The following is a 20070-nucleotide window of genomic DNA, read 5'->3' on the forward strand; positions in this document are numbered from 1 at the left end:
CAAATGCAGCGGCCGTCACTCCAATGAAGTAACGGCCCTGGTCTGTCGGTACGGGGATTAGCCCAGCGTCGGCATGCTGTATTCCGACACCGTCTGCTGCCCGGTCGGCCAGCGCGCTGTGGCGGTTTTCATGCGGGTGTAGAAACGCACGCCGTCGGTGCCGTGCACGTTCAGGGCGCCGAACACCGAGCGCTTCCAACCGCCGAAGCTGTGAAACGCCATCGGGACCGGCACCGGCACGTTAACCCCCACCATGCCGGCCTGCACTTCCTGCACGAACTGGCGCGCATAGTGGCCGTTACTGGTGAAAATGGCGCTGCCATTGCCAAACTCATGGCTGTTCACCGTGTTGATGGCGGTTTGGTAATCCGGTACGCGGACAATGCCCAGCACCGGCCCGAAGATCTCTTCACGATAGATGCGCATGTCGGAGGTCACGTGGTCAAACAGAGTGCCGCCAACGTAATAGCCCTCCGGGTAGCCCGCTACCTGATAGTTGCGGCCGTCGGCCACCAGCGTTGCGCCCTCTTCCACACCCAGATCGATATAACCCAAAACTTTCTTCTGGTGCGCCGAAGACACCAGCGGTCCCATTTCGTTTTCTTCGCCGCCCTGCTGAATCCCTGGGCCAACGCGCAACTGGGCAATCAGCGGTTTCAGCTTGGCGATCAGCTTGTCGGCCGTGTCGTCACCCACCACCACCGCCACCGGCAGTGCCATGCAACGCTCGCCGGCAGAACCGAACGCGCCGCCCATCAGGGCATTTACGGTCGCGTCCAGATCGGCGTCCGGCATGATGATGGCCTGATTTTTCGCTGCGCCAAAGGCTTGTACCCGCTTGCCGTGGGCGCTGGCGGTCGTGTAGATGTGTTCCGCCACCGCCGACGAGCCGACAAAACTCACCGCCTGAATGTGCGGATCGGTGCACAGCTGGGCGGCGTTTTCATTAGAACAATGAACCACGTTGAATACGCCGTCCGGCAGGCCGGCCTCTTTCAGCAGCTCCGCCAGCCGCACCGAGGCCGAAGGCACCAGCGCCGGCGGCTTGAGGACGAAGGTATTGCCGCAGGCGATCGCGATAGGGAACATCCACATCGGCACCATCGCCGGGAAGTTGAACGGGGTGATGCCCGCCACCACGCCCAGCGGCTGCATCAGCGAGAAGCTGTCGACACCGCTGCCGACGTCCGGCGAATATTCGCCTTTGATCAAATGCGGAATGCCGCAGGCAAACTCGACCACTTCCAGGCCGCGGGTCAGTTCGCCCAGCGCATCGGAATAGACTTTGCCGTGTTCACTGACGATAAGCTGCGCCAGTTCTTCGCGATGCTGTTCCAGCAGCGCCTTAAAATTGAACATGATGCGCGCACGGCGCAGCGGCGTGGTGCGCGACCAATCGGTAAACGCCTGATGGGCGACATCGATGGCCTGTTTCACCTCGGCGGCGGTGCTCTGCGTGACGCGACGTTCAACCTGCCCGGTAGCCGGGTTATGCACGTCGACGGTTTGATTGCTGCTGCTCAGGCACTCCTGCCCGCCAATAAAGTTACCCACGGTTTTCATGTCTCACCCTCTTTTAAGTCCGCTGTCGCCTGGCCGCATGCGGGGCTGCCGCACGCCGTGGCGTTTGAATCACACTGCCAGCTCATGCCCGCAAGCAGGCTAAATCCTGACCGGATAAAGCAAACTCTATTTCATTGAAAAAAAAGTTTCAAATAAATTATTTTAGAAATTTTGTTTTTAGTGCGGAAGGTCGCAATTTTACCCTGTCGTCATACAGGGTCATTGCATCGCGGTAAAAAAACGCGCCACCGGCTTGCCCGGCGGTGGGCGGCAATGACCACTGACTTTTATACAGAAAAATAGCGGCAGTCGGTCAACGCAACGGCGCCGGGCGCACGTAAATCTTTCGGCAACGTCGGCTGTCCGTTTGCGGTTTTTTTTGAACTGGATCTAAAAATCAATATTTCATTATTCACTAATTATGAAATAAATGTTCTTGTTTAAGGAAGAACTGCACAAATATCACCGCCTTGATGACAGGCACGGTTCACTCTTCTGCCCCCCTTTACCTACCACGCAACATGCGGGCAGAAGCCAGGATAAAAATCGGAGCAATAAATGTCATATCAGCGTAAGCGCAATACCGGCTACATCATGAAAATTTGCGGGGTCGCCGCTCTGGGCGGCCTGCTGTTCGGCTACGATACCGCCGTGATCTCCGGCGCGATCGAATCCCTGAAAACCTATTTCGACCTCAGCCCGGCCGAAACCGGCTGGGCGGTATCCAACGTGGTGATCGGCTGCGTGGTTGGCGCCTTTGCCGCCGGGCCGCTGGCGGGGCGTTATGGCCGCAAGAAGGCCCTGATGCTGGCGGCGTTGTTGTTCACCGTCTCGGCCATAGGTTCCTCGTTGGCACCGACCTTCACCTGGTTCGTCATTTACCGCATTATCGGCGGGCTGGCTGTGGGTATCGCCGCCACCGTCTCACCGATGTACATGTCTGAAGTGTCACCGAAAGACATGCGCGGCCGCGCACTCAGCATGCAGCAATTCGCCATCGTGTTCGGCCAGATCGTGATCTTTTACGTTAATTTCAAGATTGCCAGCATCGCCAGCGAAGCCTGGCTGGTGGAGATGGGCTGGCGCTGGATGTTCGCCTCCGGCGTGCTTCCCTGCATCCTGTTTTGCATTCTGGTGTTCATCATTCCGGAATCCCCGCGCTGGAGCGTGATGGTCGGCCGTGACGATCAGGCGCTGGCAATGCTGACCCGCGTCTCTAACGCCGAGCATGCCAAAAACGTACTGAGGGAGATCAAGGACTCGATACGGCAGGATCAACAATCCAGCAAGCAAAAACTCAGCTACGCCGACAAGCGCGTGCGTTTCATTCTGTTTGTCGGCTGCATGATCGCCATGCTGCAACAGGTCACCGGCGTTAACGTCATGATGTATTACGCGCCGGTGGTGCTGAAAACCGTCACCGAGAATGCGCAGGAAGCGCTGTTCCAGACCATCTGGATTGGCGTGATGCAGTTGGTCGGCTCGGTGATTGGCGCCATGCTGATGGATCGCATGGGCCGTATCCCGTTGATGCGCTGGGGCACGCTGGGGGTCATCGCCGGGCTGCTGATCACCTCTTATGCGCTGTATACCGAGGCTACCGGCTATTTCGCGCTGTTCGGCATGCTGTTCTTCATGGTGTTTTACGCGTTGTCCTGGGGCGTCGGCGCCTGGGTGCTGGTGTCGGAGATTTTCCCCAACCGCATGCGGTCGCAGGGCATGAGCATCGCCGTCGGCTGCATGTGGCTGGCCAATTTTGTGGTTTCGCAAACCTTCCCGATGATCAACGACAATCCGTATCTGTTCTCCCAGTTCCACGGCGCCTTCCCGATGTGGATTTTCGCGGCGTGCTGCCTGTTCAGTTACTGGTTTGTCAGCCGTTATATCCCGGAAACCCGGGGCGTCTCCCTCGAGAAAATGGAAGACGTGGTGATGGCGAAACGCTATCGCCTGCCCTTATCCGAAACACAGCCGGTGCCGTTGCAAGACGGCAAGCCCTAAGCTTTCTCAACCCCTTCAGGAGTAATGCATCATGACCATTGCGCCAGAGCGTTTTTGCATCAACCGCAAGATCGCGCCGAATCTCGATTTGGAGTCCTTTTTCCGTCTGGTGAAAAAGTGCGGGCTCAGCAAAGTTGAGCTGCGCAACGATATGCCGAGCGGCAAGGTGACCGACAGCCTGAGCAATGAGCAACTCAATGCGCTGGCGGCAAAATACGGCATCGAGATCATCACTATCAACGCCCTTGGCAGGTTTAACCTGCTGGACGACGAGCGCGCACTGCTGAAAAACGCCGAGGCGCTGCTGTCGCAAGCCCAGGCCATCCATAGCAAGGCGCTGGTACTGTGCCCGCATTGCAGCGCGGACGATCGCCGCAGCGAAGAGCAGAAAAAGACGGATACGTTGGCGGCCCTGAAGCTGCTGGCCCCGCTGTTTAAACAATACGGCGTGCAGGGCTATGTCGAACCGCTGGGCTTCGGCATCAGTTCACTGCGCTCGTCGCTGCTGACGCAGTCGCTGATCGGGGATTCCGGCGCGCCCTACAAAATCGTGCTGGATACCTTCCACCATTATTTAAGCGAGGTGGCGCAGCCCGAGTTTGATGCGCAGATTAACATCGATGGCATTGGCCTGGTGCACCTTTCCGGGGTGGAAGACCCGCTAAGCAAAAGCGCGCTCAGCGACGAAGAACGCATCATGCTGAGCGACCAAGATCGGCTGGAAAGCAAAAAGCAGGTGCAGAATCTGGAGCGCCTAGGTTATACCGGCATTTACGCCTTCGAGCCGTTCTCTTCGCAACTGGATAGCTGGTCAGAGGCGGATATAGAACGTGAAATCCGCCAGAGCATCGCCCTGCTGCAAGGGTAGCAGAGAGCATAACGGCCTCTTCGGAGGCCGTTTTTTCAACGCTACTTCAGTTTGCTGACCACCAGCTGATGGCGGGCGTTATAGAACTTACGGTAGGCCAGATAGCAGGCAATAATGGTCGACAGGCTGGCGGTGGAAAGCAGCATAAAGGTGACCATGATCTGGTACTTGATCGCCTTGACCGGATCAATGCCCGCGAAGATCAAACCGGACATCATGCCCGGCAGGCTGACCAGCCCGACGGTTTTGGCGGAATCGACCGTCGGAATCAACGACGCGCGAATGCTGTCGCGGATCAACGCCGTCGAGGCAAACTTCGGCGACGCGCCCAAACTGAGCATCTCCTGAATCTTCTGTTGATCGCCTTTGAAACGCTGCCCCAGATTGTTGTAACACAGCCCAACCGCCACCATGGCATTGCCGGCGATCATGCCGGAAATCGGGATCACCTGCATCGGCGTAAACTCTATCGAACCGGTCAGCACCAACACCACCAGCGTCAGTACCGCGCCCGTGGTAATGGCGATAAATGAGGTAATAAACGCATGCTCAATATATTTACTGCGCTTTTGCGCGTTATAAGCGGCGTTAAAACAAATAAACAGCACCATCAACACCGTCAGAATGGCGTTGTTCACGTCAAAAATGTATTTCAGCACGTAGCCGACAATAATCAGCTGCACTACCGCGCGGCAAATACTCCAGATAATGTCTTTTTCCAGCGCCAGCTTTTCTTTATGGCTGATCAAAATAGCGATAACCACCAGTATCATCGACAACCCTAAAGATTCATTGGTGATATTATGCTGGTTCATCGGTTTTCTCCTGTGCCCGTGCGCCGTGGGCGCTCAGGGTAATCACATCGTCCGCATGTTTGATTTCATCTTTATCGTGCGTGACCCACAACGCCGCTACGCCATGTTGCGATACCAGCTGATGAATAATCTCGTTGACGTTACGTTTATTTTCTTCATCCAGCGCACTGGTGATTTCGTCCAACAGCAGCACCTTGGGCATAAACTGCAGGTTGCGGATCAAGGAAATACGCTGCTTCTCCCCGCCCGATAATTCGTTAACGCTTTTTTTCAACTTATTTTCCGCCAGCCCGAAACGCGCCAGATCGGCTTTCATTTTTTGCTCGTCCGGTTTTTGCTTACGGATCAGGTAAGGCAGCGCAATATTGTCATAGACCGTATCGCCAAACAGCGCCGGAGTCTGAAAGCAGTAAGAGACCTGTTGACGGTATGCCTCCGGCGACATATCGGTGATGGGCTTACCGTCGAAGATAATTTTTCCGCGGGTCGGATCGATCAGCGAAGACACAATTTTAAGCAAGGTGCTTTTTCCGCAGCCGGACGGCCCGGTAATCAGTTTGAATTCGCCCTGTTTTAGGCCGAAAGAGACGGAATCCAAAATAACCTGATCGTCTATTTGATAATGAATATCATCCAATAAAAGTATTTCTTTGCTTTCCTTCATAATATATCCGCATCGCCATAAAACGCGTTTCAATCAGCCGGCAAGTATACCCTATGGATTTCAAGTTGCAGCAGGCGGCCTGCTCGCTCATCCCCAATCAGGGCAGTGCGCCCGGCGACGAACAACAGGGCTGAGGGAATTGTCATCCCTCAGCCTTATCATGATGCGCTGTGAAAGAAAGTCCAACATTTCAGACAGAAAAGGCATTACGCTTTTTGGGACGACGTACAAATATACCAGCGTAACGAATTATTGATGCTGCGGTGGGTACAACGAACTTTTCCCTCTTTTTCCAACGCCAACAACAGCGTGCGTGTGGTGTAAATATTCTCGCCGCATTGGTCTGCCAGCTCCCTTGTTTTAGGCCACTGTTCCGGCGGTGGCGGGTGGTGCCTCTCTGTTCCCGCCGCGCGTTCCATACACAGTTTTCGTAACACGTTTAGCATATGCGACTTCCTGATTTCATAGGTTATCGGCGCCTTCGCCATCACGTCCTCCTGGGGTTACTTTTACCTGTCCTTATCCGGCGGCAGCACGTCGGCCACGCGCAGGGCGTAAATCATGGTGGCCCCTGGCGGAATGGCGGGTGGGCTGCCCTTCTCGCCATATGCCAGCTCCGGTGGCACTACCAGAGTAATGGACCCGTGCTTGTCGAGTTTGCCGATAGCTGCGCGAAACAGCGGCGGGTATTGCGCCAGCGGTAGCGTGATAGTCGTACCGGCCGGCTCCATATCCTTAATCACCGTGCCGTCGGGCAAGCTTTCACGCACCACGACGCTGACGTTGTCGCCCGCACCTATCCGCCCACTGCCGGCGTAATCCACGCGGTAATAGAACCCGAGCGCGTCCTTATGAACCCCCGGCCGTGTGGCGAAATCGGCAAGATAGGCTTTACCGTCCTGCTGCAAGGTCTGCTGCCGTTGCCGATGAGCCTGCTGCAAAGCGCGGTCTGCGGCTTGCAGCGCGCCGTCGATGGCGGCGTTGTCCAACCGTAGCCGACCGTTCAGCGTATCGGCGATGCCCGCCAGCAAACGCGGCCGATCGGCTTCAATACCCAGTTGCCGGTTTTGCTCCTGCAGTTGCAGGATGTCGCGCCCCAGCGAAACTCCGGCGGCGTAAGCCTGTTTATCTGCATCGCTGACCAGCGCCGGCGGCTGTTGCAACTGCGCCAACTGTCGGCCGAGCTGCTGTAGCCGTTGTTTTTGTTCTCCGACTATCCGTTGTTGCCGCGCCAACGATGCCGCCATGGCGAGCAGATCCGGCGGCGGCGCGATGGCCCGTCGGATACCCTTCAGCGCTGCCGCCAGCGGCCGGATATCGACAACCTCAGGCACACTGACCACCGGCTCGGCGGCTTGAATCGCCAGTTGCCGCTCCAGCCGACGAACTGTCTCGGCCTGCTGCTGAATCACCTCGGCCTGTTGACGCAGGGTCTGATTCAGCGTCGTCAGCCGGGCGGTATCCCCTCGCGGCACAGTGCCGGGCTTGGGTTTGACGGTAACCGGCGGCGCCTTTTCTGCCACTGAGGGGGCCGGGGCCGCCACCTGCTGCTGCTCGGCAAATTTCAGCAACGCGGGAATGCCGTCATCGGCCGGCGTTTTGCCCGCCGCCAACACGCTGCCTGCCACCAGCAACGACAGAAAGGCTGCGGCTCCTTCCGCGCACTTTTTCATGGCTACAGGCTCTCCACCCGGCTGGACAGATCGGACATCAGCTCATGCTCGACGTCGGCACAGAACTTTTCAGTTTTATATTTATAAAGCGCGTCTATAGCCTTACGGGTACTTTCATCGACATGACTGCGAATACCGGCATATCCGGAGGCGTTGGCAAGCAGTCCGTTAAAATAAGCAATCCGTTTCTGGTAACTTTGTGGATTAATATTCTTAAGTGAATTCACCCGCTGCTGACAAAGTACGATGCGCTGCTCATCAGTCTTTTCATTAGGATTATTCTGTGAGACTTTTTTCACGGCGCTAACGCCCGCGCCATTCTTCCCCGCACAGCCCGACAACATTAAACCTGTCATTATCAGCGCCGCCAAAGCGACGGCGGATCGGCGAGTTGAATCATTAATTATGGTAATCATTCCGTTTATCATCCCTTAATTATCACTTAGGTCATTATTATGTCGCGGCGCCCAGCGAGAACTCACCGTTTTGGATTAATCCGAACGAGTTAAATAACAAAAAACGCGCAATATCAGCCTGTACCGATAATAATCCGGCACGCGTCGATATTGTTATTTTTTTGTTAATGCCGCGAAAGAAATTACCGCCGCCGTTATGTCTGAAAGCCGCCTTCCAAGCCAGCAATATCGTTTTACCTGTCTTTTAAAACAATGAGTTAACTTTTCACCGCCGATTAACGGCCGCAATTCATCATCTGCTGTCTGATGGCGATATTATCAAAACAATATTGTGAATTGTAGTGTCAACGGCATATCTGGCGATCTAAAATCTCGCACATCGCCAATTATATAGTCATTTATTCTGAATAATAGTTGTATACGATCTATTGATTTTCAATTATATATATTTCTTTTTCCTTTTGGTTTTATATTCTGTATTTGACCTAACTTAATAAAAGCTATTCCCAACAACGCCTATTATTTGCAAGAATATTCTCACCAAGACGCCAGGGTGATATTCATATTTTCATTTTAATGGAATGCGTTTTTACGCCTTCCAAAAACTTTCGTTATTGCTGAGAAAATAACGGAGGGTGGCGTATTGCCCAGAGCAAAAGGATCTGGCTCCAACTTCGAGGCCGGCGACATGATGTTGCCGGCGTCGTGGGGGATTTAGATGTGCTTTTCTTTTTATTTAAATACTCTCTACAGGAACTTGAGAAATGAAACTGAATAAATTAATGCTGGCAACCATGATTGCTTTCGCTTCCGCATCTGTTGCTCACGCCGCATCTAACCAGGGCAGCGGTAAAGTGACTTTTACCGGTGAAATCATCGATGCGCCATGCAGCGTAGCGCCGGAATCTACCGATCAGACAGTGCCAATGGGCCAGATCAGCAGCCGTTTGCTGGCTAAGCAAGGCAAGTCCGAATCTCAGCCGTTCAGCATTGAGCTGAAAGACTGCGCGCTGACCACCATGAAAAACGTCAAAGTGACCTTCACCGGTACGCCAGACCCTGACAACGCCAAGCTGTTGGCCCTGAGCGGTTCCGCCAGCGGTGCCGGCATCGTGATTTATGACAATCTGCACTCCAAAGACGTTGAGCTGGGCACCGCGACCGACGGTCAGGGCCTGAACGACGGCAACAACTCCCTGAAATTCTCCGCTTACCTGCAAGGCAGCAGCGCGTCTGCCGCCGTGGTCCCAGGCGAATTCACCAGCGTGGCGAACTTCACCCTGGCTTACCTGTAATCCCCGTGGGGGCGCCATTCGGCGTCCCCGCTTTTACCTGTACGGATTAGGTAACGAGACAGAGACGGCAACAGGGAGACGCCAGCATGACAACCCGAATTTGGGGCGCACTGCTTATCGCGCTCAGCGTTTGCAGCGCAGAGGCGACGGCGAAAAATCAGGGTCACGGCACGGTCAGCCTGGGCGGCGAGATCGTCGAGACCCCCTGTGGGATTGCCGGCGAAAGCCTCGACCAAACCATTGATTTCGGGCTGATCTCCATGACCGACGCGGCATTGGGTGCACAGCCGGCGTTGATCGGCAGCCACCGCAACTTTGAGATCAAACTGGTGAACTGTGAACTGGCAAGCGTCGTGAAGCCCGACTTTATTTATCGCGCGGCTACCGTCACCTTCGACGGCACCGCAGACAGCCGGGATCCCGAGCTATTGGGCGTTTACGGCGAAGCGCAAGGCGTGGCCATTGAACTGCTGACCGCAGCCGGTACCCCTATCCCGCTGGGCACCACCACGGCGGATTACCAGATCGTCGCCGGCGACAATACGCTGCGCTTCGGTGCCCGATTACGCATTCACCCTGATAAGGCCCGAGCCGGCGGATTCAGCTCGTTGGCGAAATTCACTCTGTCTTATCTGTAACGCCGCGTTAGGCGGGTACCGGCATCAGGTACCGAATGACATCACGTATTACGTATTCAGGTCGTACAGGATGACCTGCTATTGGGCGCGGATTTGCCATGAGTGATTATTCTATGACGTCATTACTGACACGGAAAAAAAGACCCCTTACCGTCATTCTATCTTTCCTCTGGGCGCATTCGGCTTTTTCCGCCACGGAATTCAATACTGACGTATTGGATATCGGCGATCGCAGCAAAGTGGATTTATCGCGTTTTTCCGACGCCGATTACGTCATGCCCGGCACCTATCTGCTGGATATCAAGATCAACCAGAAAACCCTGCCGCAGCGCCGCATCCAGTATTATCCGTCAGCGGATAAAAAGGACCGATCCCGCGCCTGTCTGCCGCCGGATCTGGTGGAAAAAATGGCGCTGAAAGAAGAAGCCGCCAAAAAAATCATCCTGTGGCACGACAACCAGTGCGCCGATATCAGCGGGATCAAAGGGGCGACCCTTTCCGATCGCATCGGCGGCGGAGTACTGACGATCACCATCCCGCAGGCATGGATGAAATATTCCGATCCGGACTGGACCCCGCCTGAACAATGGGACGACGGCATTCCCGGCCTGCTGCTGGATTACAGCCTCAGCGGCCAGGTCGGCAAGCAGAGTCACAATAACAACACGTCGGAAAATCTCAGCAGCTACGGCACCCTGGGTGCCAACCTGGGCGCCTGGCGCCTGCGCGCCGATTATCAGGCCAATTACAACCAGCAGGCCGGCCAACGCGACAGCGGCTTTGACTGGAACCAGATCTACGCCTATCGCGCGCTGCCAATGCAAGCAGCCAGACTGACGCTCGGCGAAATTTATCTCGACTCGAACGTGTTCGATTCCTATCGCTTTACCGGCATCAATCTGGCCAGCGACGAACGCATGCTGCCGCCGAACCTGCAGGGCTATGCTCCGGAAGTGCGCGGCATCGCCAAGAGCAACGCCAAAATCACCGTTTCCCAGGAAGGCCGCACGCTGTACGAAACCACCGTGCCTGCCGGGCCGTTTGTGATCCAGGATCTCAGCAGTTCGGTACGTGGCCGGCTGGACGTGAAGGTTGAAGAACAGGACGGCAGCGTCTCCACCTTCCAGGTCGATACCGCCACCATCCCTTATCTGACCCGCCCCGGCTATGTACGCTACAACGTCGCCCTGGGCAAACCCTCGGCTTACGATCACCGCACGCAAGGGCCGCTGTTCTCCGCCAGCGATTTTTCCTGGGGGCTGACCAGTGCCTGGTCACTGTACGGCGGCGCCTTGCTTGGCGACGATTACAACGCCTGGGCGCTCGGTCTGGGCCGCGACCTGAATATCTTCGGTGCCATGTCGGTGGACATGACGCAGTCAATCGCTCGTCTGCCAGACCAGCCGACTGCCAGCGGCATGTCGTTCAAGGTCAACTACGCCAAGCGTTTCGACGAGTTGAATAGCCAGATCACCTTCGCAGGCTACCGTTTTTCGCAGCGCAAATTCATGAGCATGTCGCAGTATCTGCAGGCGCGTTATAGCGACTATGACGATCGCTACAGCGGTCGTGAAAAAGAGCTGTACACCATCACCGCCAGCAAAACCTTTATGGCGGAAGACAGCGCCAAAGCGATCACCGCCTACCTGACCTATTCGCACCAAACCTATTGGGACAAGCGCGCGCAGGATCGCTACGGGCTGTCCGCCAGCAAATTGTTCAACGTCGGTAACATCAGCAACATCACCGCCTCGCTGTCGGCCTACCGTTCGACCTATCAAGGGCGCACCGATGACAGCGTGATGCTGAATTTCACCGTGCCGATTGGCGATCATCGCCGCATGGGTTACGCGTTGCAGACCAATAACAGCGACGTGACGCAAACTGCGTCCTACAACGATTACACCGATCCGAACAACACCTGGCAGCTAAGCGGCGGCTTTAACCAGTCCGGCAAAACCTTGACCAGCGGCTACTACACCCATAACGCCTCGTTCGGCTCACTCAACGCCAACGCTTCGTACCAACAAGACAGCTACTCCTCCGTCGGCGGTACTTTCCGCAGCGGTATCACCGCTACCCGGTACGGTATAGCGGCGCACCAGAACGCCAGCAATGGCGGCAGCCGGATGATGCTGGATACCGACGGTATCGCCGGGGTGCCGATCAACAACGGCCGCGCCTACAGCAACCGGTTCGGGCTGGCGGTGATTTCCGACATCACCAGCTACTACAACACCGATACCCGCATCGACGTCAACAAGCTGGCTGACGACGTGGAAGCCACCCGTTCGGTGGTGCAAGGCACGTTGACCGAAGGAGCCATCGGCTATCGCCACTTTGAGGTAGTGAAAGGCAGCAAGCTGCTGGCCACCATCAAACTGGCCGACGGCAGCGAACCGCCGTTCGGCGCTACGGTGCTGAGCGAACGAGGCCGCGAAGTGGCGGTGGTGAACGACGGTGGGTCGGTTTATCTGACCGGTGTGCAACCGCAGGAAAAATTGGACGTCGCCTGGGAGGGCCAGCGCCAGTGCCGCATCGTGATACCGGGCGCTGCCAAGCCGCTGGACCAGTTGCTGCTCCCCTGCGCCAAACTGTAATCCGTAACATTTTAACGAGTTGATGAATATGAACAAAAATCTGACAGCAACCATTGGCCTGGCGCTGCTGACCGCCATTCCCGCCGCCCATGCGGCGATATCGCTGGATCGTACCCGCGCCATCTACGTCGGTGACGCGAAATCCATCAGCCTGAATATCGTTAACGAAAACAAGGAGCTGCCTTTCCTGGCGCAATCCTGGCTGGAAAACGAACAGCATCAGAAAATCACCTCGCCGCTGGTGGTGCTGCCGCCGTTGCAGCGGGTAGAGGCCGGCGAACGTAGCGTAGTGCGCATCACCAAGACCCCGGAGGCCGACCACCTGCCACAGGATCGCGAATCGGTGTTCTATTTCAATCTGCGTGAAATCCCACCGAAAAGCAGCAAAACCAACGTGATGCAGCTGGCTTTGCAGACCCAGATCAAGCTTTTTTACCGGCCGAAGGCCATCGTCGCGCCCAAAGGCGAAGTGTGGCAGGAGAAGTTGGTGTTCCGTAAAAGCGCCGGTGGGTTCACCATCGAAAACCCCACGCCGTTTTATATCACCCTGACCGGTATCACCCGCCAGCCGCAGAAACAGGGCGGCGGCGCGATAAACGACTTCGAACCCGTGATGCTGAAACCGAAATCCAGCGAAAGCGTGAAGCTGCGCGACAACGGCCTGAGCAGCTTTGTCGTCACCTACATCAATGACTACGGCGGCCACCCCGAGCTGCGGTTCCAGTGCAACGGCACCCTCTGCACCGCCGCGCCGGACGCGAAAAAATAAGGAGATACCGCATGGCTGAATCTACCGGTCGCCACCTGCGGCCTCTGCTGCTCGGCGTGTTGCTGTTGGGCGGCAGCGCGGCGGCGGCAACGCCTTTTGACGTGATTGAAGGCACTACCGGCACCGTCAGTTTTTTCGGTGGCCTGCTCAGTGCCCCTTGCAGCCTGGTGCCGGACAGCCGGGATCAGGCCATCGATCTGGGTGAGGTCAGCGCGCGTGATTTTCAAAACGCAGGCGATCGCAGCACGCCGGTGCGCTTTCGCCTCTCCTTCCGCAACTGCCTGCTGGGGGCCAAAGCGCTGGCGGATAACCCCGCCGGCCAACGTAACGGCGATGCCGGGCGGCTCTATTTACAGGGTGAGCAGGCCGCTACGCTGGTGTTTCTCGGCGACAGCGATGCGAATAATCCTGACTTGCTGAAACTCAACGGCGGCGTGCAAGGCATCGGCCTGCGGCTGACCGATCAACAGGGCCGCGCGCTGTCGCTTAATCAGCAAAGTCGCCCCTACATCCTGCAGCCCGGCAGCAATACCCTGTGGTTCAACGCGCAGATCGAATCGACACAAAAATACACGCAGGCAAGCCAATTTCAAGGAGTGGTACATGTTCAACTGGTCTATTTATAAACACGGCCTGTTGCTGGCCTGCCTGCTAGGCCCGCTCAGCGCCCAGGCGCTGGAGTGCCACCTGAACACCGCCAATGGCATTACCGAAGAAAACGAAGACATTGGTCAATTGAAGATCCCCGCAACTCTGCCGATCGGCAGCCGGTTGTGGACTTCGCAGCCGATGAGCCGTGGCGTGGTGTGCTGGGGGTACCCGAGCGTACCGCAAGGGGAATGGGTTTATTTCTACCCCAATCCGGACAACAAACCGATCGCCGCCGGTATTTCGATGGGCGTCATTTATAACGGTACCGATCTCGGCATCCTGAATACCAGGGCGCAAACCGACATGTTCCGCAAGCCAAACCAGCAGCAACTGGGCTACGTGAACTATCAGGTTTATTTGCAGAAAACCGGCGAGATCACGCCGGGTGGCGCCAGCCAGATTTCGGTCTTCCAGCTCGATGGCGTGAAGGGCATCAACAATAAGCCGGGCAAAAACTACCGCTTCACCCTGACCGGAATGGACAAAATACAGGTGATCCAGTGCTCGGCATCGGTAGAGTTGACCACGCCGGAAGGCGTTGATTTTGGCAATATTCCCAGTTGGAAAGCCAACGCCGGTACCGTGGCGAGCAAAGATTTTACCGTGCTGATCCGTAAAAACGGCTGTAGCGATAATTTCGCGCTGAACGCTAACTTTATGGTGAAAAATGGCTCATTGGTCGACGCCACCGGTTTAAATATGGACAACGGTTCGGCCTTGCGCATTTTCGACAATTCCAATCCTAAATGGATTAAGTACAACCAGTTTTCCAGCTTTGCCGATATGAATGGCCGCGATCAGGTACAGAAATCCTATACAGCATCATTACAGGCAACCGGTGAGGGGCAAGAGGGGGATTTCCGTAAAACCATCATATTGCTGATTAACTATATTTAATGGCAGGAAAATGAAAAAACTCATTATTTTAACGACGCTGTGCGGCGCCGGTTATTTATTTCCCGCCATCGCGACCGCGGCCGATAAGGAAATTGATTTTTTCGGCACCGTGGTGAACCGGCCGTGCAATATTGAGCCGCAATCGGCCGATCAGGTGGTGGAGATGGATACCGTGATCGTCAAAACCCTGTACCGCTATGGCCACAGCAACCCGGTGCCGTTCAACATCAAACTGACCGACTGCAAAACGGCGGTGTTCAAATCCGTCAATGTCACCTTCAGCGGCACCGAGGACAGCGAGCTGCCGGGCAAACTGGCGATCAATAACGGCACCAACGGCGCCGCCATCGCGCTGTTTGACAGCAAGGGTGCCGATATTGCGTTGAATCAGGCCACCAGCGTAGTGGCATTGCAGGACGGCGCCACTGTGTTGAATTTCACCGCCTATGTGCAGGGCCACCCCAGCGCGATACAGAATAAAACCATTACCGAGGGTGAATTCAGCTCGGTAGCCAATTTTGTGCTGGCTTACCAATAAGGCCGGGCGCTTCAGGAAGCAGTGATGATATCCAACAACAAAACGGCCGGGTTATTCGGGCTGGCGGCATGCTATTGCCTGATCGCCATGCATGTTTACTGGCCCAATCGCGGCGGCAGCGGTTTTTATTTGCCGTGGAATCTGGTCGGCGGCATATTTATCGCCCTGTTTATTCTCGGCGCGATGCTATTGAGCCGTCCGCCATTGGCCGTATCCGGCTTTTTTAACCGGCTGGTGCCGGGCGCTCTGATTTTATTATTGCCGCTGCTGTGGACGAAAAACCCCTGGCTAGGAGAAGCTCTGCCGCGCCTGTTGGGGTTGACGCTGGGCGTCGCCGCCTATTTCGCGCTGTTGCAGATACCGCTCGACCGGCTGCGGCGGCGCAGACTGCTGATTTTACTGCTGGCGGCGACGGTGATCGAGGCGCTGCTGGGCCTGGTGCAGTACGGCCTGTTGGCGCCGGGTAACGCCATGGGCTACAACACCCTGAAAAACCGCCCTTACGGCATCTTCCAGCAGTGGAACCTGATGGCCAGCTTTATGGCTACCGGGCTGGCGCTGGCGCTGTATCTGCTGAGCAACCGGCACCCGCTGCACCGGGGCGTGCAATGGCTGACAGGCGGTATGCTGGTGCTGGCACCGCTGTTGTTGATCGTGATCGCCTCACGCGTTGGCCTGCTGGCGGCCGCTCTGCTGTCGCCGCTGCAACTGTTTATGCTGTATCGCCTTAATCGTCGCCGCGCTGCCGCCGCCCTGTTGCTGCTGTTCGCCGGGATAGCCGCCGGGCTGCTGCTGGTCATGCTCAACGGCGCAACGCGGGCGCTCACCGTGGCGGAGCCGATTTTCTACCGCCTGGCCTACTGGCAGGAAGCGCTGCGCATGATCGCCGAACGCCCGTGGCTCGGCTGGGGTTACGGCCACTTTCAGCACGACTTCCTGCATCACTTCTACTCCACCCACAGCAGCGGCATGGAAAGCGTCAGCATCAGCCATCCGCACAACGAAATTCTGCTGTGGGGCATCGAAGGCGGCCTGCTGAGCCTGAGCGGCATCGCCTTGATTTTATGGGGGTTATGGCGCCTGTTGCGACGCACCCGCGCCCTGCCGCTGCGGCCTGTCCCCTGGCTGGCAGCGCTGCCGATCCTGCTGCACATGATGGTGGAGTACCCGCTTTATCTCTCCGCGGCACACGGCGTACTGCTGCTGGCGATTCTGCGCGCCGGCGATGTGCGTTGCCGCCTGCGCCTGTCACCGCGCCCGCAACTCACCCTGCGGCTGCTCGCCGCCGGTTTGGCCGCGCTGGCGCTGCCGTACCTGCTTAACGGCCTGCACAGCGCCCTGATCGTGACCGCCGTGGAAAAAACCGGTCTGCAACAATTTGCCGCCATGAGCCGGGTGATGACGCCGACGCCCTGGCAGGTGCGTTACGACTACGACGTCCAGTTGCAACGGCTGCTGCAATACCCGCACACCCGCGATCCGGCCGCGCTGCTGAGCTACCAGCGTTGGGCGGAAAATGAAATCCGCGTGCGGCCGGACGCCAATATCTACGTCAACCTGATGGTGACCAGCCGGTTGCTGCAACAGCCGCAGCGGGCGGAGGATCTGCACCGTCAGGCGCGCCGACTGTTCCCGCACGATGCGCGTTTTAAGGAGTAACTATGCTTAATATTCGGTTCACCCTGCTGTGCAGCGATAATTTTTATCAACAGGGGTTACGGCGGCTGCTGGAAGAGTATCTGCATGACCTGAATCAGAGCCGCCGCGGACATCTGCACGAGCTGCGCAATCTGGAGCCGATCGAGATCGTGTTCCGCACTCTGGAAGACCCATGCGGCTGCGCCAGTTGCTACCAAAGCCCTTACCAGACGCCGCGCCACCGGCAAATGATCGTGCTGATCCTCGACGATCGCGACACCCGTTATCTGCACGCCCACCCAGCGTTGTTCAGCATTAACCGGCGCGACGCCCTCCCCACCGTCCGCAACAAACTGCACATGGCGCTGGAACGTTTTTGCCAGCAACCCTGGGTGGCGCTGCACGCCAGCACCCTCTGGAAATGCCGGCAGTGCCGCATCGCCGCCCTGAGCAGTTGCGAAAAAAAGGTGCTGAAGCTGATGAGCACCGGCATGTCCGCCTGCACCATCGCCGGAATGCTGCACCGCAGCCAGAAGACCATCAGCGCCCATAAGCGCTCGGCGATGCGTAAACTGGACGTGCGCAAAAGCACCGAGCTGAACAAAATGCTGCTCAATCAGATGGGGCTGAACTGAAAAGGCGCGGGCTCAGACCAGCGCGCCTTTCTTCGGCAAAAAGATCTCCGCCAGCATGCAGCGCGCGCCCCCGCCGCCGAGATCTTCGATAATGTCGATCGGCCCCAGCGCCAGCCGGGCGTAGCCGCCAATCAGCGCCTGCTGCGGCGGCGTAAAACTGGCCCAGGCGCGGGTCGACATGGCGTAAACCGGGCTGCCGTCTTTGGCGCGCAGTTCCAGTACGTTGCAGGCGAACGCCTCCATCTGAGCGTAGCTGACGTCAATCAGGGTTTTGCCGCTACCTTGCAAGGTGGCGATCAGCGCGCGCTTTTGCTCCGGGTTGCGCAAGCTTTCCAGGCAGAGAATGGCGTAGCGCGCGCCGACGCTCATCATCACGTTGGTGTGATAAATCGGCTGATTATGGCGATCTACGGCGTCGAACCAGATAATTTTATAGCCGGAATGGCGCTCAAATTCGCGCCCCACTTCTGGAGAGCTGCGTGACGACAGGCAGGAATAAGCCAATTTGTTCGGGTGATCCAGGATCAGCGAACCTGTGCCTTCCAGAAAACGCCCGGCCAGTTCGTGGGCGGAAAGATCGATACGCCGTTCAATCACGAAATCATTGGCGAGCTGCGCGATAATATCCTGGCGGCGTTCCCGTCGTCGGTTTTCCGCTTCCATCGGGAAAGTGAACAGGCTGCCGTCGCCCAGCAGCGCAATCCAGTTATTCGGGAATAATGCGTCCGGCGTTTCCTGCCCGTCGATATCATCCATTACCCTCACGTCGACACCGGCCTGTTGCAGGGCGTCAACGTAACCGTTAAAGGCGATTAATGCCCTGGCTGCGTGGTGTTCATGGTGCTGCGTGACCTTCTGAAAAAAATTGCTGTGCTGGGTCTGTTTATTCGCGGCAAAGCCGGAAGGCCGGATCATAAAAACGGATTGGGTGGTTTGCATGATATTTCTCACAGGGATCGGGGGAATAACGCGACCCTATTATGGAAAATCAATTTGACACCAGGCAGTGTGAAAAATGACTAAATTGCTCTATATTTTTACAAATCGCCACCGCCAGCCGACACTTTGCCACCATGAATGATACCGATCGCCACATCCTCGCGCTGCTGCGCGAAAACGCCCGCAGCTCGGTGACCGAGATAGCCAGCAAGGTCCGGGTTTCGCGCGCTACGGTGCAAAAAAGAATTGAGGCGCTGGAAGCGCAGGGGATCATTACCGGCTACACCGTTCGCGTGAAGCCGGGCGTTGAACATAACCGCATTCGCGCCTGGATGTGCGTGGCGGTGGAAGGCACCAAGGCGCAAAACGTGTTGCAACAGCTGCGCGGTGAACCGGCGGTGTTCACCCTGCACACCACCAACGGCAAGTGGGACATTCTGCTGGAGATCCGCACCGACAGCCTGGAGAGTTTCGATAAAATTCTGGGGCGCATCCGGCGCATCGCCGGCATTTCCAACACCGAAACCAGCATCCAGCTATCGACGCACAAGGCATAGCGCCGTCAGCGGGAGCGGAACATCGCCTCCAGCATTTCCACTATCAGCGCCGCGTACCGGCCGTCGGGATCGAGCTCGGGGTCGAATACCGACAGCGTCATGCCGCAGCACATGGGGTTTTGCAGCAACCGCGCCACGATATTTTCCAGCCAGAGGCGATCGATACCGGGGCTACCGGGGGAATCCACCGCCGGCATAATGGTTTGGTCGAGCACGTCCACATCCAGATGCAGCCAAAAGCGCCATTCCGGCTCGGTGGCCAGCATCTGTTCGATTTGCCGCACAATTTCCGCTTTGCCCATCCGGTTGGCGGCGAAGACGTCAATGCGCGCAATTGCCGTTTGATTGATATCCGGCCAGGCAAAATCCGCGTCCCGGCACTCACGCTCGCCCAGTTGTAAAACCTGCCGTTCCGGCACCAGCGGCCCCGTTACGCCAGGCCATTCGGCCAGCAGCGGTTCCCCGCGCCCGGTCGCCAACGCCAAATCCATCCCCGCCACCGCGCCCAACATCTGCTGCGGATCATAGTTGCCGGGATGACGAAAATCGCTGTGCCCGTCGATATGTACCAGCGAAAGCGGCCCCGCACGGCGTGAACCGGCCAGCGCTCCCAACAGAATCGAACAGTCGCCGCCGACCACCAGCGGGAACTCGCCGCGCGCCTGCGCCGCAGCAACTTCTGCGGCCAACGCGATAGTGAAAGCGCGAATCGCATAACCGTTACGTATGCGGGTGCCGGGCTGCGCTGCCGGCGAATAAGTCGGTTGCGGCAACTCGGTGACGGCCCCCGCTCCCAACCTCTGCGCCAAACCCTGTGCCATCAGCGCCTGCGGCGCTCGCCAGGTTCCGGGAACATGGCCCGGTCGCAAGGGGCTCAGCCCCAGATTGGTAGGTGCAAGAATGATATGCATGG

The 20070-nt window shown here is 57.1% G+C and carries 20 protein-coding genes; 12 read left to right on the forward strand and 8 right to left on the reverse strand.

The window, feature by feature from the left end:
* Nucleotides 1-57: 57 nt before the first annotated feature.
* The gene (locus tag ACTJJ1_RS21050; RefSeq protein ID WP_004951467.1) at nucleotides 58-1563 is read right to left on the reverse strand and encodes a CoA-acylating methylmalonate-semialdehyde dehydrogenase; all 1506 of its coding nucleotides are present in this window, start codon (nucleotides 1561-1563) and stop codon (nucleotides 58-60) included.
* 558 nt (nucleotides 1564-2121) lie between these two features.
* On the opposite strand from ACTJJ1_RS21050, the gene ACTJJ1_RS21055 reads away from it, so the two are divergent.
* Both ACTJJ1_RS21055 and ACTJJ1_RS21060 read left to right on the forward strand, forming a co-directional pair.
* On the forward strand, nucleotides 2122-3564 hold the full coding sequence (locus tag ACTJJ1_RS21055; protein WP_004951469.1) for a sugar porter family MFS transporter: 1443 nt from the start codon (nucleotides 2122-2124) through the stop codon (nucleotides 3562-3564).
* Nucleotides 3565-3595: 31 nt separating this feature from the next.
* On the forward strand, nucleotides 3596-4432 hold the full coding sequence (locus ACTJJ1_RS21060) for a TIM barrel protein (RefSeq protein WP_202291003.1): 837 nt from the start codon (nucleotides 3596-3598) through the stop codon (nucleotides 4430-4432).
* Nucleotides 4433-4473: 41 nt separating this feature from the next.
* Here the strand turns inward: ACTJJ1_RS21060 and fetB are convergent, their stop codons facing one another.
* The 5 genes from fetB to ACTJJ1_RS21085 all read right to left on the reverse strand — a co-directional run bounded on the left by fetB (nucleotide 4474) and on the right by ACTJJ1_RS21085 (nucleotide 8000).
* Nucleotides 4474-5247, reverse strand: a complete 774-nt coding sequence (gene fetB / locus ACTJJ1_RS21065; protein ID WP_006328625.1) for an iron efflux ABC transporter permease subunit FetB — start codon at nucleotides 5245-5247, stop codon at nucleotides 4474-4476.
* On the reverse strand, nucleotides 5234-5911 hold the full coding sequence (gene fetA, locus ACTJJ1_RS21070; RefSeq protein ID WP_197929295.1) for an iron efflux ABC transporter ATP-binding subunit FetA: 678 nt from the start codon (nucleotides 5909-5911) through the stop codon (nucleotides 5234-5236). The genes fetB and fetA overlap by 14 nt, the downstream gene beginning before the upstream one ends.
* Before the next feature lie 206 nt (nucleotides 5912-6117).
* Nucleotides 6118-6399: a FaeA/PapI family transcriptional regulator gene (locus ACTJJ1_RS21075; RefSeq protein WP_020439943.1), complete on the reverse strand. Its 282-nt coding sequence runs from the start codon at nucleotides 6397-6399 to the stop codon at nucleotides 6118-6120.
* 21 nt (nucleotides 6400-6420) lie between these two features.
* A complete protein-coding gene (locus ACTJJ1_RS21080; RefSeq protein WP_440835141.1) occupies nucleotides 6421-7584 on the reverse strand; it encodes an FKBP-type peptidyl-prolyl cis-trans isomerase N-terminal domain-containing protein in 1164 nt (387 codons plus the stop codon).
* 2 nt (nucleotides 7585-7586) lie between these two features.
* The gene (locus ACTJJ1_RS21085) at nucleotides 7587-8000 is read right to left on the reverse strand and encodes a hypothetical protein (protein WP_122289964.1); all 414 of its coding nucleotides are present in this window, start codon (nucleotides 7998-8000) and stop codon (nucleotides 7587-7589) included.
* Nucleotides 8001-8764: 764 nt separating this feature from the next.
* Between ACTJJ1_RS21085 and ACTJJ1_RS21090 the strand changes: the two genes are divergently transcribed.
* The 9 genes from ACTJJ1_RS21090 (at nucleotide 8765) to ACTJJ1_RS21130 (ending at nucleotide 17661) form a co-directional block, all read left to right on the forward strand.
* Nucleotides 8765-9295, forward strand: a complete 531-nt coding sequence (locus ACTJJ1_RS21090) for a fimbrial protein (RefSeq protein ID WP_004951488.1) — start codon at nucleotides 8765-8767, stop codon at nucleotides 9293-9295.
* An 86-nt stretch (nucleotides 9296-9381) separates the two neighbouring features.
* Entirely contained in the window at nucleotides 9382-9933 is a 552-nt protein-coding gene (locus tag ACTJJ1_RS21095; RefSeq protein ID WP_004951489.1) for a fimbrial protein, read from the forward strand.
* Between the two features lie 98 nt (nucleotides 9934-10031).
* On the forward strand, nucleotides 10032-12533 hold the full coding sequence (locus ACTJJ1_RS21100; RefSeq protein WP_440835144.1) for a fimbria/pilus outer membrane usher protein: 2502 nt from the start codon (nucleotides 10032-10034) through the stop codon (nucleotides 12531-12533).
* A gap of 22 nt (nucleotides 12534-12555) precedes the next feature.
* Nucleotides 12556-13302, forward strand: coding sequence for a fimbrial biogenesis chaperone (locus ACTJJ1_RS21105; protein WP_440835146.1), 747 nt, complete (start codon nucleotides 12556-12558; stop codon nucleotides 13300-13302).
* An 11-nt stretch (nucleotides 13303-13313) separates the two neighbouring features.
* On the forward strand, nucleotides 13314-13928 hold the full coding sequence (locus ACTJJ1_RS21110) for a fimbrial protein (protein WP_166729185.1): 615 nt from the start codon (nucleotides 13314-13316) through the stop codon (nucleotides 13926-13928).
* Nucleotides 13906-14850, forward strand: a complete 945-nt coding sequence (locus ACTJJ1_RS21115) for a fimbrial protein (protein WP_004951500.1) — start codon at nucleotides 13906-13908, stop codon at nucleotides 14848-14850. Before ACTJJ1_RS21110 ends, ACTJJ1_RS21115 begins: the two co-directional genes overlap by 23 nt.
* A gap of 10 nt (nucleotides 14851-14860) precedes the next feature.
* Complete coding sequence (locus tag ACTJJ1_RS21120) at nucleotides 14861-15388, forward strand: fimbrial protein (protein ID WP_440835149.1); 528 nt, start codon at nucleotides 14861-14863, stop codon at nucleotides 15386-15388.
* A gap of 24 nt (nucleotides 15389-15412) precedes the next feature.
* Nucleotides 15413-17047: a Wzy polymerase domain-containing protein gene (locus tag ACTJJ1_RS21125; protein WP_440835151.1), complete on the forward strand. Its 1635-nt coding sequence runs from the start codon at nucleotides 15413-15415 to the stop codon at nucleotides 17045-17047.
* Nucleotides 17048-17049: 2 nt separating this feature from the next.
* Nucleotides 17050-17661, forward strand: coding sequence for a helix-turn-helix transcriptional regulator (locus ACTJJ1_RS21130; RefSeq protein WP_062789831.1), 612 nt, complete (start codon nucleotides 17050-17052; stop codon nucleotides 17659-17661).
* A gap of 12 nt (nucleotides 17662-17673) precedes the next feature.
* Here ACTJJ1_RS21130 and ctlX read toward each other — a convergent pair whose 3' ends face one another.
* Nucleotides 17674-18600 carry a citrulline utilization hydrolase CtlX gene (gene ctlX / locus ACTJJ1_RS21135; RefSeq protein WP_440835153.1) on the reverse strand — a complete coding sequence of 309 codons (927 nt, stop codon included), beginning with the start codon at nucleotides 18598-18600 and terminating at the stop codon, nucleotides 17674-17676.
* A gap of 134 nt (nucleotides 18601-18734) precedes the next feature.
* Between ctlX and ACTJJ1_RS21140 the strand changes: the two genes are divergently transcribed.
* Nucleotides 18735-19157 carry an Lrp/AsnC family transcriptional regulator gene (locus ACTJJ1_RS21140; RefSeq protein ID WP_004951514.1) on the forward strand — a complete coding sequence of 141 codons (423 nt, stop codon included), beginning with the start codon at nucleotides 18735-18737 and terminating at the stop codon, nucleotides 19155-19157.
* 5 nt (nucleotides 19158-19162) lie between these two features.
* Here ACTJJ1_RS21140 and ACTJJ1_RS21145 read toward each other — a convergent pair whose 3' ends face one another.
* Nucleotides 19163-20068, reverse strand: a complete 906-nt coding sequence (locus tag ACTJJ1_RS21145) for an arginase family protein (protein ID WP_440835156.1) — start codon at nucleotides 20066-20068, stop codon at nucleotides 19163-19165.
* Nucleotides 20069-20070 lie beyond the last annotated feature (2 nt).

This window comes from Serratia sp. 22264 (assembly GCF_052045345.1).
Classification (GTDB): domain Bacteria; phylum Pseudomonadota; class Gammaproteobacteria; order Enterobacterales; family Enterobacteriaceae; genus Serratia; species Serratia plymuthica.

Coding starts and splice junctions, on each gene's coding strand:
- ctlX (WP_440835153.1), bottom strand. CDS start 18,600: ATGCAAACCACCCAATCCGTTTTTATGATCCGGCCTTCCGGCTTTGCC.
- ACTJJ1_RS21110 (WP_166729185.1), top strand. CDS start 13,314: ATGGCTGAATCTACCGGTCGCCACCTGCGGCCTCTGCTGCTCGGCGTG.
- fetA (WP_197929295.1), bottom strand. CDS start 5,911: ATGAAGGAAAGCAAAGAAATACTTTTATTGGATGATATTCATTATCAA.
- ACTJJ1_RS21085 (WP_122289964.1), bottom strand. CDS start 8,000: ATGATTACCATAATTAATGATTCAACTCGCCGATCCGCCGTCGCTTTG.
- ACTJJ1_RS21095 (WP_004951489.1), top strand. CDS start 9,382: ATGACAACCCGAATTTGGGGCGCACTGCTTATCGCGCTCAGCGTTTGC.
- ACTJJ1_RS21125 (WP_440835151.1), top strand. CDS start 15,413: ATGATATCCAACAACAAAACGGCCGGGTTATTCGGGCTGGCGGCATGC.
- ACTJJ1_RS21145 (WP_440835156.1), bottom strand. CDS start 20,068: ATGCATATCATTCTTGCACCTACCAATCTGGGGCTGAGCCCCTTGCGA.
- ACTJJ1_RS21090 (WP_004951488.1), top strand. CDS start 8,765: ATGAAACTGAATAAATTAATGCTGGCAACCATGATTGCTTTCGCTTCC.
- ACTJJ1_RS21115 (WP_004951500.1), top strand. CDS start 13,906: ATGTTCAACTGGTCTATTTATAAACACGGCCTGTTGCTGGCCTGCCTG.
- ACTJJ1_RS21055 (WP_004951469.1), top strand. CDS start 2,122: ATGTCATATCAGCGTAAGCGCAATACCGGCTACATCATGAAAATTTGC.
- ACTJJ1_RS21120 (WP_440835149.1), top strand. CDS start 14,861: ATGAAAAAACTCATTATTTTAACGACGCTGTGCGGCGCCGGTTATTTA.
- ACTJJ1_RS21060 (WP_202291003.1), top strand. CDS start 3,596: ATGACCATTGCGCCAGAGCGTTTTTGCATCAACCGCAAGATCGCGCCG.
- ACTJJ1_RS21140 (WP_004951514.1), top strand. CDS start 18,735: ATGAATGATACCGATCGCCACATCCTCGCGCTGCTGCGCGAAAACGCC.
- fetB (WP_006328625.1), bottom strand. CDS start 5,247: ATGAACCAGCATAATATCACCAATGAATCTTTAGGGTTGTCGATGATA.
- ACTJJ1_RS21130 (WP_062789831.1), top strand. CDS start 17,050: ATGCTTAATATTCGGTTCACCCTGCTGTGCAGCGATAATTTTTATCAA.
- ACTJJ1_RS21105 (WP_440835146.1), top strand. CDS start 12,556: ATGAATATGAACAAAAATCTGACAGCAACCATTGGCCTGGCGCTGCTG.
- ACTJJ1_RS21050 (WP_004951467.1), bottom strand. CDS start 1,563: ATGAAAACCGTGGGTAACTTTATTGGCGGGCAGGAGTGCCTGAGCAGC.
- ACTJJ1_RS21080 (WP_440835141.1), bottom strand. CDS start 7,584: ATGAAAAAGTGCGCGGAAGGAGCCGCAGCCTTTCTGTCGTTGCTGGTG.
- ACTJJ1_RS21075 (WP_020439943.1), bottom strand. CDS start 6,399: ATGGCGAAGGCGCCGATAACCTATGAAATCAGGAAGTCGCATATGCTA.
- ACTJJ1_RS21100 (WP_440835144.1), top strand. CDS start 10,032: ATGAGTGATTATTCTATGACGTCATTACTGACACGGAAAAAAAGACCC.